The organism is Variovorax sp. LG9.2 (assembly GCF_035018885.1).
Classification (GTDB): Bacteria; Pseudomonadota; Gammaproteobacteria; order Burkholderiales; family Burkholderiaceae_C; genus Variovorax.
The window spans coordinates 1-15,208 of the sequence record NZ_JASJXB010000009.1 but is presented as its reverse complement, the minus strand read 5'-3'; the positions used below and the strand labels follow the sequence as shown (position 1 = coordinate 15,208).

12 protein-coding genes and 1 pseudogene are annotated in these 15,208 nt (G+C 62.3%); 3 read left to right on the top strand and 10 right to left on the bottom strand.

The features are described from left to right. Positions 1-5 precede the first annotated feature (5 nt). Genes QN413_RS11425 through QN413_RS11410 form a run of 4 tightly spaced genes read right to left on the bottom strand, consistent with a single transcriptional unit; the run spans position 6 to position 4,680 of the window. Positions 6-1,037, bottom strand: a complete 1,032-nt coding sequence (locus QN413_RS11425; RefSeq protein ID WP_323496726.1) for an ABC transporter permease — start codon at positions 1,035-1,037, stop codon at positions 6-8. Further along, positions 1,034-2,596: a sugar ABC transporter ATP-binding protein gene (locus QN413_RS11420; RefSeq protein WP_323496725.1), complete on the bottom strand. Its 1,563-nt coding sequence runs from the start codon at positions 2,594-2,596 to the stop codon at positions 1,034-1,036. Before QN413_RS11420 ends, QN413_RS11425 begins: the two co-directional genes overlap by 4 nt. A 27-nt stretch (positions 2,597-2,623) precedes the next feature. Beyond that, positions 2,624-3,622, bottom strand: a complete 999-nt coding sequence (locus tag QN413_RS11415; RefSeq protein WP_323496724.1) for a substrate-binding domain-containing protein — start codon at positions 3,620-3,622, stop codon at positions 2,624-2,626. 23 nt (positions 3,623-3,645) lie between these two features. Further along, a complete protein-coding gene (locus tag QN413_RS11410; protein ID WP_323496723.1) occupies positions 3,646-4,680 on the bottom strand; it encodes an ABC transporter permease in 1,035 nt (344 codons plus the stop codon). A gap of 234 nt (positions 4,681-4,914) precedes the next feature. Here QN413_RS11410 and QN413_RS11405 point away from each other — a divergent pair, with 234 nt between their 5' ends. Beyond that, complete coding sequence (locus QN413_RS11405; RefSeq protein ID WP_323496722.1) at positions 4,915-5,988, top strand: LacI family DNA-binding transcriptional regulator; 1,074 nt, start codon at positions 4,915-4,917, stop codon at positions 5,986-5,988. A 1-nt stretch (position 5,989) separates the two neighbouring features. Here QN413_RS11405 and QN413_RS11400 read toward each other — a convergent pair whose 3' ends face one another. Genes QN413_RS11400 through QN413_RS11380 form a run of 5 tightly spaced genes read right to left on the bottom strand, consistent with a single transcriptional unit; the run spans position 5,990 to position 11,321 of the window. After that, on the bottom strand, positions 5,990-7,378 hold the full coding sequence (locus QN413_RS11400; RefSeq protein WP_187053703.1) for an aminopeptidase P N-terminal domain-containing protein: 1,389 nt from the start codon (positions 7,376-7,378) through the stop codon (positions 5,990-5,992). Between the two features lie 55 nt (positions 7,379-7,433). Then, positions 7,434-8,147, bottom strand: coding sequence for a nucleotidyltransferase family protein (locus QN413_RS11395; protein WP_323496889.1), 714 nt, complete (start codon positions 8,145-8,147; stop codon positions 7,434-7,436). A 50-nt stretch (positions 8,148-8,197) separates the two neighbouring features. After that, positions 8,198-8,587, bottom strand: a complete 390-nt coding sequence (gene speD / locus QN413_RS11390) for an adenosylmethionine decarboxylase (protein WP_323496721.1) — start codon at positions 8,585-8,587, stop codon at positions 8,198-8,200. A gap of 19 nt (positions 8,588-8,606) precedes the next feature. After that, on the bottom strand, positions 8,607-10,841 hold the full coding sequence (locus QN413_RS11385) for a molybdopterin cofactor-binding domain-containing protein (RefSeq protein ID WP_416352170.1): 2,235 nt from the start codon (positions 10,839-10,841) through the stop codon (positions 8,607-8,609). A 3-nt stretch (positions 10,842-10,844) separates the two neighbouring features. Then, positions 10,845-11,321: a (2Fe-2S)-binding protein gene (locus QN413_RS11380; protein ID WP_323496720.1), complete on the bottom strand. Its 477-nt coding sequence runs from the start codon at positions 11,319-11,321 to the stop codon at positions 10,845-10,847. Between the two features lie 183 nt (positions 11,322-11,504). Between QN413_RS11380 and QN413_RS11375 the strand changes: the two genes are divergently transcribed. Beyond that, positions 11,505-13,640, top strand: coding sequence for a transketolase (locus QN413_RS11375; RefSeq protein ID WP_323496719.1), 2,136 nt, complete (start codon positions 11,505-11,507; stop codon positions 13,638-13,640). 62 nt (positions 13,641-13,702) lie between these two features. Then, positions 13,703-14,704 carry a type I glyceraldehyde-3-phosphate dehydrogenase gene (gene gap, locus QN413_RS11370; protein WP_323496718.1) on the top strand — a complete coding sequence of 334 codons (1,002 nt, stop codon included), beginning with the start codon at positions 13,703-13,705 and terminating at the stop codon, positions 14,702-14,704. A 114-nt stretch (positions 14,705-14,818) separates the two neighbouring features. On the opposite strand, the pseudogene QN413_RS11365 reads toward gap, so the two are convergent. Further along, positions 14,819-15,208: pseudogene (locus tag QN413_RS11365) on the bottom strand (hypothetical protein); the annotation flags it as partial.

Sequence of the window (15,208 nt, the reverse complement as noted above, 5' to 3'; positions counted from 1 at the left end):
CACGGTCAACGCCGGCGGCGCACCACAAAGAACGCACCTGCAACCAGAATGAAGGCGCCGACAACGAGGCGTTGCCAAGTGCTCGGCACGCCCGCCATGATCAGTACGTTGTTGATGACCACGACCAGCACCACGCCCAGCACAGTGCCCGTAACTGTCCCGGTACCACCGGTGATGCGCGCACCGCCCAACACGACCGCGGCGATGACGTCGATCTCCATCCCGACCAGGTCGAACGGGTTGGCCATTCGGCTGCTGCAGACATGGATCATTCCCGCCACCCCGGCCAGAGCGCCGGTGTAGGCAAAGATGAAGAAGTGCACCGCGCGCAAGTTATAGCCCAGGCGCTCTGCCACGTCGCGACTGCCGCCAGTGGCAAAGATGGCGCGCCCCATGAGGGTCCGATTGAGGATCCACCAAGTGAGGCCGGCGGCTGCAGGCAACGCCAGGAAGAACGCCGGCAACATGGCTTTGGTGCCGCGTACGGAGACGAACTCGATCAAGGCGAGTTTGCCGAAATGGTCCATTTGATCGGGTAACGAAGCGACCCATGCCGTACCGATGAAGGTCAGAAGAAATCCTCTGAACAAGTACTGAGTGCCGATGGTGACGATGAGCGATGGCGCTTTCAGTTCGTGGACCAGGAAGCCGTTGATCAGGCCGAGCACGCCGCCGCCCAGCGCTGCGGCGGCGAACACCAGTATCAGTGGCGCGCTCGGGAAGTGCGTCACCACCAGTTGCGTGACCGAATACATCGAGAGTGCGGCGATTGCCGTGAAGGACACATCGATGCCACCCGCCGCCAAAATAACGAACACGCCCAGCGCAAACAGCCCGGTGACCACGCTCGAGCGTGCGAGGTCGAAAAGAGTCGCGGCCTGGAAGAAGTCCGGATTGGCAATCCCGACGAACGCACACAAACATACCAGCAGGAACAAGGTGAAAAGCTCGGGACGCCGGTCGAGGCGCAACCGCAATCGGGTCGGCCACGGCAAGCGTGCCGACGAGGTGAGGATCACGACGCTGGGCGGTGTCATGAAACGGTCTCTCGTTGTGCGGCCACCATGGTGTCGCACAGGCTTTCCTCGTCGGCATCGGCGGCCGCAAATTCCCGCGCGACCTGGCCGTGACGCATCACCAGAATGCGGTCGCAGTTTTGCAGCAGTTCCGGGAGATCGTCGCTGATGACGATGAGCGCCATTCCTTTTTCGGCCAGCGCCTGGATGGCTTTGTAGATCGTGTCTTTGGAGCCGACATCGACACCAACGGTCGGACCATGGAGCAGCAGCAGTTTGGGCTGGATCGTGAGCCATCGCCCGATCAGAACGCGTTGCTGGTTGCCGCCTGAAAGCGATTGCACCGGGAGATCGACACTCGGCGTCATGACGCGCAGCTCGGCGACCAGCCCTTCGGCAATCGATCGCGCCTTGGGTCTGTTGAGCAGCCCCAGGCGGTTTTTCAATCGGTCCAGGATCAGTGCGCTCATGTTGATCAGGATGGGCTTGTCCAGGAACAGTCCTTCAGCCAGTCGATCCTCCGGCACGTAACCGATCCCGTGTTCGATCGCGTCCGACGGTTGGTTCAATGCGACACGCGTTCCTTCCATGCTGATGGTGCCGGAAGTTGCACCGAGCACGCCGGCAATGGCCAATGCGAGCTCGTTTCGCCCGGAATCCATCAATCCTGTAATGCCAAGCACTTCGCCGCGGGCCAATTGAAAACTCACGCCTCGAAAAGAGTCTCCATAGCCAAGGTTATCGACACGCAACAAAAGCTGCCCATCTGGACTGCCGCGCCGGTATCGGCTTCCATCGATGACCTTGCCGGTCATCAGGTGGCCGAGCTCGGACTTCGAGTAGCTGTGGACGGGTCCTTGGGCCACGCATTGCCCATCACGAAAAACGATGGCGTTGCCGCCAATTCGATAGCACTCGTCGAGCTTGTGGGTCACAAATAAAACGGCCACCCGTTCTCGCCGAAGTTCGTCCACCACGCGGATCAAGTTGTCCACTTCTTTTCGGGTCAGCGAGGTGGTGGGCTCGTCCATGATGACCAACTTGGCCCGTGTGGCGATGGCGCGCGCGATGGCCAGGAGTTGCCGGACGGCCAGTGGCAAGTCGGCGACGACCGTGTCCAGAAACACCTCGTCCGTCGCCAGATCGACCGAGGCGAGGGCGCGGCGCGCTGTCGATCGCATCGCATTGCGATCCAGGCGCCGTGCCAGCCGGCCGCCGTAGCGCACCAATTGCTCCGACAAGGCCACATTTTCGGCGACCGTCATATTGGGTATCAGCGACAAGTCCTGATAAACCGTTTCGATGCCCGCCGTCAGCGACTCGATCGGCGTCAGTGAACTGAACGCCGTGCCGTCGAGCCAGATGACGCCTTCATCGGGCGGCTGCGCGCCCGAGATGATCTTGATCAGCGTGCTCTTGCCGCAGCCGTTTTCACCGAGCAGGTGATAAATCTCACCCCGTTCAATGCGAAGGTCGATGCCACGCAGTGCATGCACGCCCCCAAACCGTTTGTGGATGCCTTGTACTTTAAGAAATGCGGGCGCAGTCGCAACCTCGTCTGAGCTTTGCCGTGGTTCCATCGTCTGGCCCGCTTTGCTTCTACCGGATCAGAACAGGTAGTTCTTGTAAGTCACCTTGTCGGCAATGACCATGGCGTTACCGACGAGCAGTAATCCTGCTCCGGGTCCCTTGGTGACCGAGACTTTTTCGTAGCCTTTCACGCCAAGATTGATGCCATCGGTCAAAGCCTTCTTTTCAAGCAGCATCTTGGCAACGGTGTTCATTGCGATGCCGGCATCTTTTGGATCCCAGAAGCCAATCGCCGTGATGGCGCCAGAGTCGAGCAATTTGGCAGAGGGGTTGGGCAGACCAGTCCCGACCAGGCAGACCTTGCCTTGCAGACCAGCCTCCTCGATGGCGCGTCCGATGCCCAGGACGTCGTTGCCGGCGGAGCTTTGGAAGCCGCGAATATCGGGATGCTTGCGAAGGATCTCCTTGGCTTTCTCATAGGTCTTGTTGGCGTCGTCGAATGACTCGTTCTTGGCGTCGACCAGTGTCATGCCCGGATAGTTCTTGGCATTCGCGGCGCCTGCGTCGACCCACTGCAGATGGGTGCGGCTTCCGAGCGATCCGACAAACGATGTCCACTTGCCTTGCTTGCCCATGCAGTTGGCGAGCTTCTCGTTCAACGCCGTGCCGTAAGCCGCGTTGTCGAACGCTTCGATGTTGGCGTTGGTGTTCTTCTGGTTGTCGGCTTCGTGAGTGACCACGACGATGCCGCGGTCCATGGCGCGTTTGAGCACGCCTTCGATGACGGCCGGGTCCATCGGCACCACGGCCAGCGCACTGACTTTTTTGGCGACCAGATCGTCGATGATCTTGAGCTGTTGTGCGGCGTCGGCCGTAGCGGGGCCGCTCTGGCTTGCCATGACCGTTGGGTTCGACGAGGCGAATTCCTTGACGCCTACGTCCATCCGGTTGAACCATGGAATCCCGCTGATCTTGACCACGGTCGCGATCACGGGCTTGTCTTGCGCGTTAAGCACGCCGACGGTGGCAACCAATGCCGCTCCGATGACGGAAGCCTTGAAAGAAATGCGTTTCATGCGAGTCTCCAATTTCTAAACCCTCAGGACAGATTCTTCGATGCAGGAGGGGTCTGCATCGAGGAGGTGACGGCTCGAATCGGTCGTCTGAAAAGGCTGCCGATGTCGTAGCGGCTGATGGCGAGAAACGCCAGAAGCAATGCGCCCCAGGCGCAGTCGCGAAAGAAGTTAGACACGTCGGCAAAATTGAGCATGCTCGACAGCAGTTGCAGCGCCGTCGCGGACAGGAAGAGGCAAGTCATCCGGCCATAGCCACCTTCCGGCTTCACGCCCGCCATGACGGTGATCAAAATCGCGATCAGCAGATACGACTGGCCGTAGTCCCACTTCACGTTGACGTTTCTCGAAGCGATCAGCACACCCGCGACTCCGGCAAGCACGCCGCAAAGACCGTAGGTCGTGACGAGCAGGCGGATCTGTCCGAACCCTGCATATCGCGCCGCCTTGGGATTGGTGCCCATGAGAAACAAGCGGATGCCGAAGGGGCTGAACTTCAGCACCGCGCCAACCGACACCATGACGCCGCAGAAGATCAAAAACGAAATCGGCACTCCGAACACCAGTCCGTTGCCGATTTCCATCAATGGCCCGGCACTCCCGACCCGGACCGAAGGCCCACCTGACAAGACCACGGCCAGCCCGGTGAACACGAGTTGGGTACCCAGCGTGCACAGAATCGGAGTCAGGCCGATTCGTGCGATCAGAAGCCCGTTGACGATGCCGCCGACCAATCCGACCACGACGGCGACCGCTGTAAAGGCTGCCGTGAAGAGCATCGGGGCGTCATCGGCGGAGATCAGTGGCGACACCAACAACGCCGAAGTGACGCCGGCCAGATTGGCCAACGAGATGCCCGACAGATCGATGCCGCCGTTGCCGGAGCTCATTGCCAGCATCACGCCCATTGCGAGCAAGCCGAGCTCGGGCAACTGACCAGCCATCGACTGAAGGTTGTACGGATCGATGAAAGCCCCGCGCGACATGACGGCTCCGGCCAGCAACACAACGAGGTTGATGCCGACAAGGAACAGCAGTTGCGGATCGCGCTTGGCACTCACTTTGCTAAAATCTATTGACGTTTAGTTAATATCCTAGGACGTCGAGCTACGTCAAGAATCGGTAAAAACCCTTGTGGATTACCAATGAAGATGCTCAAACTATCAGTCGACTGAAAACATAGCCAATTGAAAAGTTAGTGAGGAGAGTTGGTTGATAACGGGGTCGTTCAGCTACTATTTACTAAAATAAAGTTGTGTTCGCGAGAAGTCGCGGACACGGAAAGCACCGATCGCATGACGCCGACCATCAAAGACATTGCCCTGTCTGCCCAGGTTTCACCGGCCACGGTATCGCTCGTCCTCAACGGCAAAGGCGCAATCTCGGACGAGACCCGCGCGAAAGTTTTAGTGGCCGCGGCAGGGCTGAACTACATGCCGAAACCGGCCAAAGCCGCGAAGGCGGGTCACGTCGGCACCTTGCGTTTTTTAAAGATCGCCAAGCACGGCCACACCGTGAACCGCGACCACAACACCTTTATCTCCGACTACATCGATGGCATGTCCCAACACGCGACCGAACGTGGCTTCAAGCTGGAGGTCGTGAGCCATGAGGGCCAGCCGATCAAGGACGTCGTGGCCTCGCTTGCGGGCGCAAACCTGAGTGGCGTGGTGGTGTTGGGCACGGAGTTGACGCAAGGGGATATTCAGCTATTTCAGGCCACAGAGATTCCGCTCGTCGTCATCGACACCTTCTATGACGTGCTCGAGTGCAATTTCGTCAACATGAACAACAAGGACGCGGTCTACAAAATCCTGTCGCACTTCGTGGAGCGTGGGTTCCGGCGAATCGGCTTCATTGCAAGCAACGTCAAGACGATCAATTTTCATTTGCGCCGCGAAGCATTCGTGGAGGGCATGAAAGCGTTCGGCCTCAAGTTCAGTCCGCGCGATATCGTCACGGTCGATTCGACCTACGAGGGCGCGTACCAAGACATGTTGCGAAAGCTGCAGGACGGCCTAACGGTTCCGGAGTGTTACTTCTGCACCAACGACATCATTGCGTACGGGTGCATCAAGGCATTGCGCGAGTTCGACATCCGGATTCCCCAGGACCTTTCCTTGATCGGCTTCGACAACCTGCCGATGAGCGCAACCATGGACCCGCCGTTGACGACTATCGACGTTTCCAAGCAAAAGATCGGCTATCTCGCCATCACGCTGCTCGCCGAACAAACCCGGTCTCAGATGAGCAATCCTGCCGTGAAGATACTGGTCGGCGCCGACCTGATCGTGCGGGGGAGCGTGCTGCTGAAGGCGGTTGATCCCGTAACGGTCGCAGCACGGGTGAAAGCCGCATTGGCGTCCTGACCTAAGCCCGCATCAACGCTTCGATCTCGTCCCCGTTCACAGGCACCCCGCGCGAGATCAATTCGCAGCCCGTCGCGGTGACGATCGCATCGTCCTCGATGCGGATGCCGATGTTGTGGAAGCGCTCGGGCACGCCTTCGCCCGGCCGCACGTAGATGCCGGGCTCGATGGTCAGCACCATGCCGGGATGCAGGATGCGGCTCGGCCGGTTCTTGATGATTTCGTTCGACAGCGGGTCTTTGCGCTCGCTCACTTCGCCGACCTGCGTGGGTTCGACGTAGCTGCCGCTGTCGTGCACGTCCATGCCGAGCCAGTGGCTGGTGCGGTGCATGTAGAACGGAAAGTAGGCACGCTTTTCGATCACGTCGTCGACGCTGCCGACTTTGTTGGCATCGAGCAGGCCGACATCGAGCATGCCTTGCGCGAGCACCTTCACTGTCGCCTCGTGCGGGTCGTTGAAGCGGTTGCCGGCTTTGGTTGCAGCCACGGCCGCGTCCTGGCTCGCCAGTACGAGGTCGTACAGCGCGCGCTGCGGGCCGGTGAATTTGCCGTCGGCCGGAAAGGTGCGGGTGATGTCGCTGGCATAGCTGTCGAGTTCGCAGCCGGCGTCGATGAGGACCAGGTCGCCGGCATGCACGGGCGCCACGTCGGCGCGGTAGTGCAGCACGCAGGCGTTGGCGCCGGCGGCCACGATCGAGCCGTACGCCGGGTACTGCGAACCGCCGAGGCGGAACTCGTGCAACAGCTCGGCATCGAGGTGGTACTCGCGCACCTCCTTGCCTTCGCGCAGCATGCGGGCACTGAGCTGCATCGCGCGGATGTGCGCACGCGCGCTGATCTGCGCGGCGCGGCGCATCACGTCCTGCTCATGCGCATCCTTGACCAGTCGCATTTCGTCGAGCGGGCCGCAGAGATCGCGTTGCTCTTCGGGGCACAGCGCGCCGAACCGGACACGGGCGCGCACCGACTGCAGCCAGCCGTCGACTCGGGTTTCGAGTCCCTTGTGCGTCGCGAACGGATACCAGACCGTCGATTTGTTTTCGAGCAGCCTGGGCAGCTTGGCGTCGAGATCGGTGACCGAAAAAGCCTCGTCGATGCCGAGCGCGGACGGCGCGGCGTCGGGGCCGAGGCGAAAGCCGTCCCAGATCTCGCGCTCCAGGTCTTTGGGCGCGCTGAACAGCGTGGCACGACCGTCGCCAGCCAGCAGCAGCCAGGCGTTGGGTTCGGTAAAACCGGTCAAATAATAAAAGTAGCTGTCGTGCCGAAACAGAAAGTCGCTGTCGCGGTTGCGCTGGCGTTCAGGTGCGGTCGGGATGATGGCGATGCCGTCGCGGCCGAGTTGGGCGGCAAGGCGGGCGCGGCGGCCGGCGTAGATCGAGGTGTCTGTCATGGCGTGTCTTTCGTCATCTCGTGTGGTCGTCAGCGGTTCAACCCGGCGGTGCAATTCAGCGGTTCAAAACAGCGAGTCGCTCGGGCGTGCCTACGTCGGTCCAGGGTCCGGTGTAGAGCTCTGCGCTCGCTTGGTCATTGTCCATCGCGGCACGCAGGATCGGGGCCAGCGGGGCTTTGATGCCGGCCGGATTCCCGGCGGGGATGCCGCAGTACGGTGGTGCGAAGAGGGCGGCCCGATAGAGGGCGATGGTAGAGAAGGTGTACGCAGCGTCGGGGGCGATGGCTCGATTCAACGCTCGGCCGTCGGGGGCGATGCCGAAGTCGCCCTTCGGGTTGTGTGCGGGATTCGGCACGAGCCACAGATGCGCGAGCTTCCCGCTGGCGACGAACCGATCGAAGGCCTGCCGGGTGAACGCGAACTCTGGCGCGAAGACGTCGCCCGCGGCCACCCAGAAGACATCGCCGAGAAGCGGCAGCGCACGAACGATGCCGCCGGCTGTTTCGAGCGCGCCGCCGAAGTCGTGGCCCTCGTCGGAGTACGCGATCGATGCGGTGCCGACAGCGTCGAACAACGACTGTGATCCGAAGCGGCGTGCAATCTGTTCGCCAAGCCAGTCGGTGTTGACCACCATGTCGCCGAACCCCCCGCGCGTCAGCGCTTCCATTGGCCATTGCATCAGCGGCTTGCCATGCACCTCGAGCAGCGGCTTGGGTGTGTGATCGGTCAAAGGCCGCATGCGCTCACCACGGCCGGCTGCCAGGATCATGGCCGCCGCTCTGGGCGCAGCGTTCGCCTTCGGGATATCGGTTTTCGCGTTCACGAGGAAAGGGCCATTACTTCGCCGCGCTGCAGTGCGTGGCGCTCGACATGGCGCGGCGCCATCAAGGTGACCAGCGCGTTCAACAGCGCGTGCGCCTTGGTCGAATGATCGCCGCCGAAATTGCAGACGTAGACGTCGAGCGTCACGGCGCGTTGCTCGGGCCAGGTATGAAGGCACAAGTGCGATTCGGCCAGGAGCAGTGTGGCGGTCACGCCGCCCGGGCCGTGCTCGGTGGCAGGAAAGGTGTGGAACAGCCGGGCCACGCACTGCAGCCCCGCCGCTTCGACGGCCTCGACGCATGCCGCCCCCAATGCTTCGGCGTCGAGCAGCCAGTGCGCGGTGCACTGGCAATCGTGGAGGTCGGCGGTGAGGTGCAAGCCCTGCATGGGCTTGAATGTAGCGCGCCTATGCGTCTTTAAGACCGCCCGACGAGATTGGAAGTTTGCGCACGCGCTGTCCGGTCGCCGCATACACCGCGTTTGCAAGCGCTGGAGCCAAGGCTGCCGTGCCCGGCTCACCGAGGCCACCGGGGGCTTCTGTGCTGGGCACGATATAGACCTCTACGACTGGCGCTTCGCTCATGCGGAGCACCCGGTAGTTATGGAAGTTGCTTTGCAGCACGCGGCCCTTGTCGAGCGTAATTTCACCCCACAGCGCGGCGCTGATCCCGAACATCACACCGCCCTGGATTTGCGCCTGGACCGTGTCGGGGTTGACCACCTGACCGCAGTCGACCGCACAGACCACACGATGCACGAACACCTCGCCGTCTTTGTCGACCGAGGCTTCCACGACCTGCGACATATACGAGCCAAATGCGAACTGCACCGACACGCCGCGTCCCACACGCCGGCCTTCGATGGACTTCATCGGCTGGCCCCAGCCTGCCTTGCTGGCAGCCAGTTGCAGCACGGCCTTTTCGCGCGGCGATTTGCTCAGAAGATCGACTCGGTATTGCACGGGGTCCTTGCCCGCCTTCGCCGCCAATTCGTCGATGAAGCTCTCGACGACAAAGATGTTGTGCGTCGGCCCCACTCCGCGCCAGAACGCCGTCGGAATTCCAGGCGGTTCGTGGCGCACGTAATCGACATGCACATTCGGAATCGTGTAGGGCAGATCCTTGGCGCCTTCCACCGCGTCGGGGTCAACGCCGTTGACCACGGCAGGCGGCGCGAAACGCGCCATGATCGATGAGCCGGTGACCCGATGCGTCCACGCAGTGGGCTGGCCCTTGTCATCGAGCGAGGCCGACAAGCGGTCGTAGTAGTAAGGGCGGTACATGTCGTGCTGGACATCTTCCTCACGGCTCCAGACGAACTTCACCGGACCATCGATCTGCTTGGCGAACATCACCGCCTGCACCACCGAGTCCACTTCCAGGCGGCGCCCGAAGCCTCCCCCGATCAGGTGGTTGTGGATTTGCACCTTGTCCAGAGGCAACCCCGACACCTTGGACGCTGCGCCCTGGGCGAACGTCGGCACCTGGGTTCCACACCAGATCTGACAGCTGTCCTTTTTCAGGTCGACCGTGATGTTGATCGGCTCCATCGGCGCATGGGCCAGAAACGGCAATTCATAGATCGCCTCGATCTTGTTCGCGCTGGCCGCCACGGTGGCGGCTGCATTGCCGTCGTTGCGGGCCACGGCACCAGCGACCATCGATGCGGCAGCCATCTGCTTGTTCAGCTCGGCGCTCGACAAATCGGCATTGGGCCCATCGGTCCACGTCGGTGCGAGTGCGGCCAGACCTTGCTTGGCAGCCCACATGTGGTCGCCGACCACCGCCACCGCGTTGTCGATCTTCACGATCTGACGCACGCCCTTGACCGCCAGTGCCTTCGCATCGTCGGTGGTTGCCAGCTTGCCGCCGAACACCGGCGAAGCCGCGACGGTCGCCACCCGGAGACCTTTCATTTGCACGTCGATGCCGAACCGCGCCGTACCGTTGATCTTGCCGGTGGTGTCCAGCCGATGGTGTGCCTTGCCGATCAGCTTGAAATCTTTGGCGTCCTTGAGTTTGACGTTGGTCGGCACAGGCAGCGTGGCTGCCTTGTCAACCAGTTGGCCGTAGTTGAGTTTGCGCCCGCTGCCCGCGTGCGTGACCACGCCGTTGCTTGCGGAGCAAGTGGATTCGTCGACCTTCCAGCTTTGCGCGGCGGCACTGATCAGCATCAGCCGAACGGTCGCGCCAGCCGTGCGCAGGGGCACATAGGCACCGCGCACCGATGTCGAACCGCCCGTGACCTGACCGCCCAACAGGGGGTCACTGTAGAGTTGTCCGTTCGGCGCGGCTTGTTCCAGCTTGACCTTGTCGATGTCCACTTCCAGCTCCTCGGCCAGCAGCATCGGCATGGAAGTGAAGGTGCCCTGTCCCATTTCGACCTTGTGCATGACGAAGGTCACGACACCCGTGCGGTCGATCCGGATGAAACCGTTAGGGGCAAAGCCTGTGCTTTCGGACGCGGCCTCGGCGACGCTCATAAAGGCGGGCAGCACGAACGTCGCCAACAGCCCACCACCGGTGGCAGCGCCAACCTTCATGAACGAGCGGCGGGAAGGCCCTGCGCTGGGCTCGACACTTGGTGACGCATCGACGGTGTGGGCGGACGACATAGCCTGCAAGGCGTTGAGGGAGGTCATGACTCAGACTCCCTTCACCGCGACGACCGGAATACCGGCTGCATGTCGGATGGCCGCCTTGATTCGCGGGTAGGTACCGCAGCGGCAAATGTTGCCACTCATGGCGGCATCGATGTCCGCATCGCTCGGCTTGGCGTTGGTCGTGAGCAGCGAGGTGGCCGACATGATCTGGCCCGACTGGCAGTACCCGCACTGCACCACGTCCAACTCGCGCCAGGCGGCTTGTATCCGCTTGCCCACGGCGCTTTGGTCGATGGCTTCGATGGTCGTGATCTTTTTACCGACCACTTGAGACACAGGCGTGACGCATGAGCGTGTCGGTTGACCGTCGACATGGACAGTGCATGCACCGCACAGCGCCATGCCGCATCCAAACTTGGTGCCGGTAAGACCCACGACGTCGCGCACGGCCCATAACAGCGGCATGTCGTCCGTCACATCGAGCTGGTGAGGTTTTCCGTTGATGGTCAAACTGATCATGGGGATTGTTTTTTCTTTAGTGGAAGTCAGAAGTACGGAGCTCGAACAGCGCGCTCGAAACCGCCGGTGCGAGACTGTAGCGCTGCCTTCGATTCTTCACCGGCGGACGGGTCGTTGCGCCCCCTTTCGGGCGACAACTTAAAATCCGGACTTTCTCCACACTCTCCCCGAAAGCCCCCCGACATGGCCAACAAAGCCCTGATGGCCAACGCGATTCGCGCGTTGGCAATGGACGCCGTCCAACAAGCCAACTCGGGGCACCCGGGCGCGCCCATGGGCATGGCCGACATGGCGGTCGCGTTGTGGAGCGAGCACCTGCGCTACAACCCGGCCAATCCGCACTGGTTCGACCGCGATCGCTTCGTGCTGTCGAACGGCCACGCGTCGATGATGTTGTATTCGGTGCTGCACCTGACCGGCTACGACCTCCCGATGTCGGAGATCAAGAACTTCCGCCAGCTGCACAGCAAGACGCCCGGTCATCCGGAAATCGACGTCACGCCGGGCGTTGAAACCACCACCGGACCGCTGGGCCAGGGCATTACCAACGCGGTCGGCATGGCGCTGGCTGAAAAGCTGCTCGCGGCCGAGTTCAACCGCAAGGGCCATACGATCGTCGACCATCACACCTACGCCTTCCTGGGCGACGGTTGCATGATGGAAGGCATCAGCCACGAAGCCGCCGGTCTCGCCGGTGCCTGGCGGCTCGGCAAGCTGATCGCGCTGTACGACGACAACGGCATCAGCATCGACGGCCAGGTCAAGCCCTGGTTCATCGACAACACGCGCGAGCGTTTCGAGGCGCATGGCTGGAACGTCATCGGCCCACTCGACGGCAACGACGAGAAGGACGTGTCCAAGGCCATTGCCAAGGCAAAGAAGAACGGCGCTGACGACAACAAGCCCACGCTGATCATCTGCAAGACGATCATCGGCAAGGGCAGCCCGCACCGCCAGGGCACCGCCAAGGCGCATGGTGAGGCGCTCGGCGCCGAAGAGATCAAGCTCACGCGCGAGGCCCTTCACTGGCCCTACCCTGCGTTCGAGATTCCCAAAGAGGTCTACGACGATTGGAACCACAAGGCGGCTGGCGCCGAAGTCGAAGCCGACTGGAACAACCGCTTCGCCGCCTACGCCGCGGCGTTCCCGGCGCTGGCATCGGAGTTCACCCGCCGCATGAAAGGCGAGCTGCCGAAGGACTTCAACCAGACCGCCTTCGACACCGTCGTCGCTGCGCACACCAAGGCCGAGACCGTGGCCAGCCGCAAGGCCAGCCAGCTCGCGCTCGAATCGTTCACAGCGGCGCTGCCCGAAATGCTCGGCGGCAGCGCCGACCTGACCGGATCCAACCTCACGAACACGAAGAGCACACCGCCGCTGCGCTTCGACCCGAAGACCGGCGCCGTGGTGCTCGGCGCGATTCCGCAGCCCGCCAAGCAGGGTGCCGAAGACGAAGCCAAGCCCGCCAGCGCGGCAGACAGCGTCGTCACCGTTGCGTCCGCCGAGCCGTTGAACATCATCGGTCGCCACATCAACTACGGCGTGCGCGAGTTCGGCATGGCCGCAGTCATGAACGGCGTCACCGCGCACGGCGGCTACATCCCTTACGGCGGCACCTTCCTCACGTTCAGCGACTACAGCCGCAACGCGATTCGCATGGCCGCGCTGATGAAGCGCCGCGTGATCCACGTCTTCACGCATGACTCCATCGGTCTCGGCGAAGACGGCCCGACGCACCAGTCGATCGAACACGCATGGTCGCTGCGCCTGATCCCCAACCTCGACGTCTGGCGTCCGGGCGACACGGCCGAAACCGCGGTCGCATGGGCCGTTGCGCTGCAGAACGCCACGCGCCCGACGGCCCTGTTGCTGAGCCGCCAGAACATCGCCTACGCACCCAAGACCGACCTCGGCGACATCAGCCGCGGTGCCTACGTGGTGTCCGAGCCGGAAGCGGTCGGCATGAAGAACAAGAAGACCGCCGCGGTCATCATCGCGACCGGCTCCGAAGTGCAACTCGCGCTGGCCGCGCAGAAACTGCTCGCTGCAAAGAAGATCGCAGTGCGAGTCGTGTCGATGCCTTCGACCACCACCTTCGACCGCCAGGACGTCGCTTACAAGAAGGACGTGCTGCCGAAGAAGCTGCCGCGCATCGCCGTCGAAATGGGCGTGACCGCCGGCTGGTGGAAGTACGGGTGCGCGGCCGTGGTCGGCATCGACACCTTCGGCGAATCGGCGCCTGCGCCCGAGCTTTTCAAGTACTTCGGCTTCACGGCGGAGAACGTTGCAGCCACGGTAGAGGCGGTTCTCAAGCGCTGAGCCTGGCGCAGTCGAGAACCAAAGAACACAGTCGTTTTTTCAATCTTCAGGAGCAAGTCAACATGGCAATCAAACTCGGCATCAACGGCTTCGGCCGCATCGGTCGCAACGTGCTGCGCGCAGCGGTGCAGAATTTCAGAAACGAGATCGAGATCGTCGCCATCAACGACTTGCTCGAGCCCGACTATCTGGCCTACATGCTGCAGTACGACTCGGTGCACGGCCGGTTCCAGGGCGAGATCGCGGTCGACGGCAACACGCTGATCGTCAACGGCAAGAAGATCCGCCTGACGCAAGAGCGCGACCCGGCCAACCTGAAGTGGAGCGACGTCGGCGCCGACATCGTGCTCGAATCGACTGGCCTGTTCCTCACCAAGGAAACGTGTCAGAAGCACATCGACGCGGGTGCCAAGAAGGTCATCATGTCGGCGCCCTGCAAGGACGACACGCCGATGTTCGTCTATGGCGTCAACGACAAGAAGTACGCGGGCGAAGCCATCATCAGCAACGCCAGCTGCACCACCAACGCACTGGCCCCGCTGGCCAAGGTGCTGAACGACAAGTGGGGCATCAAGCGCGGCCTGATGACCACGGTGCACGCCACCACAGCGACGCAGAAGACGGTCGACGGCCCGAGCAACAAGGACTGGCGCGGCGGCCGCGGCATCTTGGAAAACATCATTCCTTCGAGCACCGGCGCCGCCAAGGCGGTGGGCGTGGTGATCCCCGAGCTCAACAAGAAGCTGACGGGCATGAGCTTTCGCGTGCCGACCTCCGACGTGTCGGTGGTCGACTTGACGGTCGAGCTGATCAAGGAAGCGACTTATAAGGAAATCTGCGCCGAGATGAAGGCGCAGAGCGAAGGCGCCCTGAAAGGCGTGCTGGGCTACACCGAAGACAAGGTCGTCGCGACCGACTTCCGTGGCGACCCGCGCACCTCGATCTTCGACGCCGACGCCGGCCTGGCGCTCGACAGCACCTTCGTCAAGCTGGTGAGCTGGTACGACAACGAATGGGGCTATTCGAACAAGTGCTTGGAGATGGTGAAGGTCGTCTCCAAGTAAAAGCACGCGCGGACCGGCGACCGCGAAAGCGAAGCCGCTCCCCGCAAGCCAGCGCACCCTTCGGGGTCTGCTGGCTTTTTTTGCGCCCGGCTCGCCCGCTCGGTTCAGTTCATCTCAGTTGGGGGTGTTGCGCCGCGCTTCGTCATGCTGCCGTTGCAGGCGCGCGACCTGGCATTGCGGGTGGCTGGCAAAGACCGGATCGGCACACACGTTGTTGACGCAGATGGCACGCGAGAAGAAGTTCAGCTCCGCGCACTGCGCTGTCGGGTCGCGCCCCGAAACCCGTGCCGGCGATGGCGCTGAAGTGCGCGCAGCCGTCGTCTTCTCGGGCGGTGTCGAAGCCACCCACGGCGTGTCCGGCGCTGCGCGCTCCGGTGGTCTGGACAACAGCGCGATCGCGGCGTCGGCTGCGGCAAGCGCTGCGGTGTCGCGTTCGCTGCGCTGGCTCGGCACGGCGGGTGGTGAGGCAGACAGCTTTGCTGTCTCCTTTGCACCGCCACCCGC

What these genes read in the sequence shown, in the direction of transcription:
- QN413_RS11380 (WP_323496720.1), bottom strand. Translation starts at nt 11,321, where the DNA reads ATGATCAGTTTGACCATCAACGGAAAACCTCACCAGCTCGATGTGACG.
- gap (WP_323496718.1), top strand. Translation starts at nt 13,703, where the DNA reads ATGGCAATCAAACTCGGCATCAACGGCTTCGGCCGCATCGGTCGCAAC.
- QN413_RS11400 (WP_187053703.1), bottom strand. Translation starts at nt 7,378, where the DNA reads ATGACAGACACCTCGATCTACGCCGGCCGCCGCGCCCGCCTTGCCGCC.
- QN413_RS11420 (WP_323496725.1), bottom strand. Translation starts at nt 2,596, where the DNA reads ATGGAACCACGGCAAAGCTCAGACGAGGTTGCGACTGCGCCCGCATTT.
- QN413_RS11375 (WP_323496719.1), top strand. Translation starts at nt 11,505, where the DNA reads ATGGCCAACAAAGCCCTGATGGCCAACGCGATTCGCGCGTTGGCAATG.
- QN413_RS11385 (WP_416352170.1), bottom strand. Translation starts at nt 10,841, where the DNA reads ATGACCTCCCTCAACGCCTTGCAGGCTATGTCGTCCGCCCACACCGTC.
- QN413_RS11415 (WP_323496724.1), bottom strand. Translation starts at nt 3,622, where the DNA reads ATGAAACGCATTTCTTTCAAGGCTTCCGTCATCGGAGCGGCATTGGTT.
- QN413_RS11425 (WP_323496726.1), bottom strand. Translation starts at nt 1,037, where the DNA reads ATGACACCGCCCAGCGTCGTGATCCTCACCTCGTCGGCACGCTTGCCG.
- QN413_RS11405 (WP_323496722.1), top strand. Translation starts at nt 4,915, where the DNA reads ATGACGCCGACCATCAAAGACATTGCCCTGTCTGCCCAGGTTTCACCG.
- speD (WP_323496721.1), bottom strand. Translation starts at nt 8,587, where the DNA reads ATGCAGGGCTTGCACCTCACCGCCGACCTCCACGATTGCCAGTGCACC.
- QN413_RS11395 (WP_323496889.1), bottom strand. Translation starts at nt 8,147, where the DNA reads ATGATCCTGGCAGCCGGCCGTGGTGAGCGCATGCGGCCTTTGACCGAT.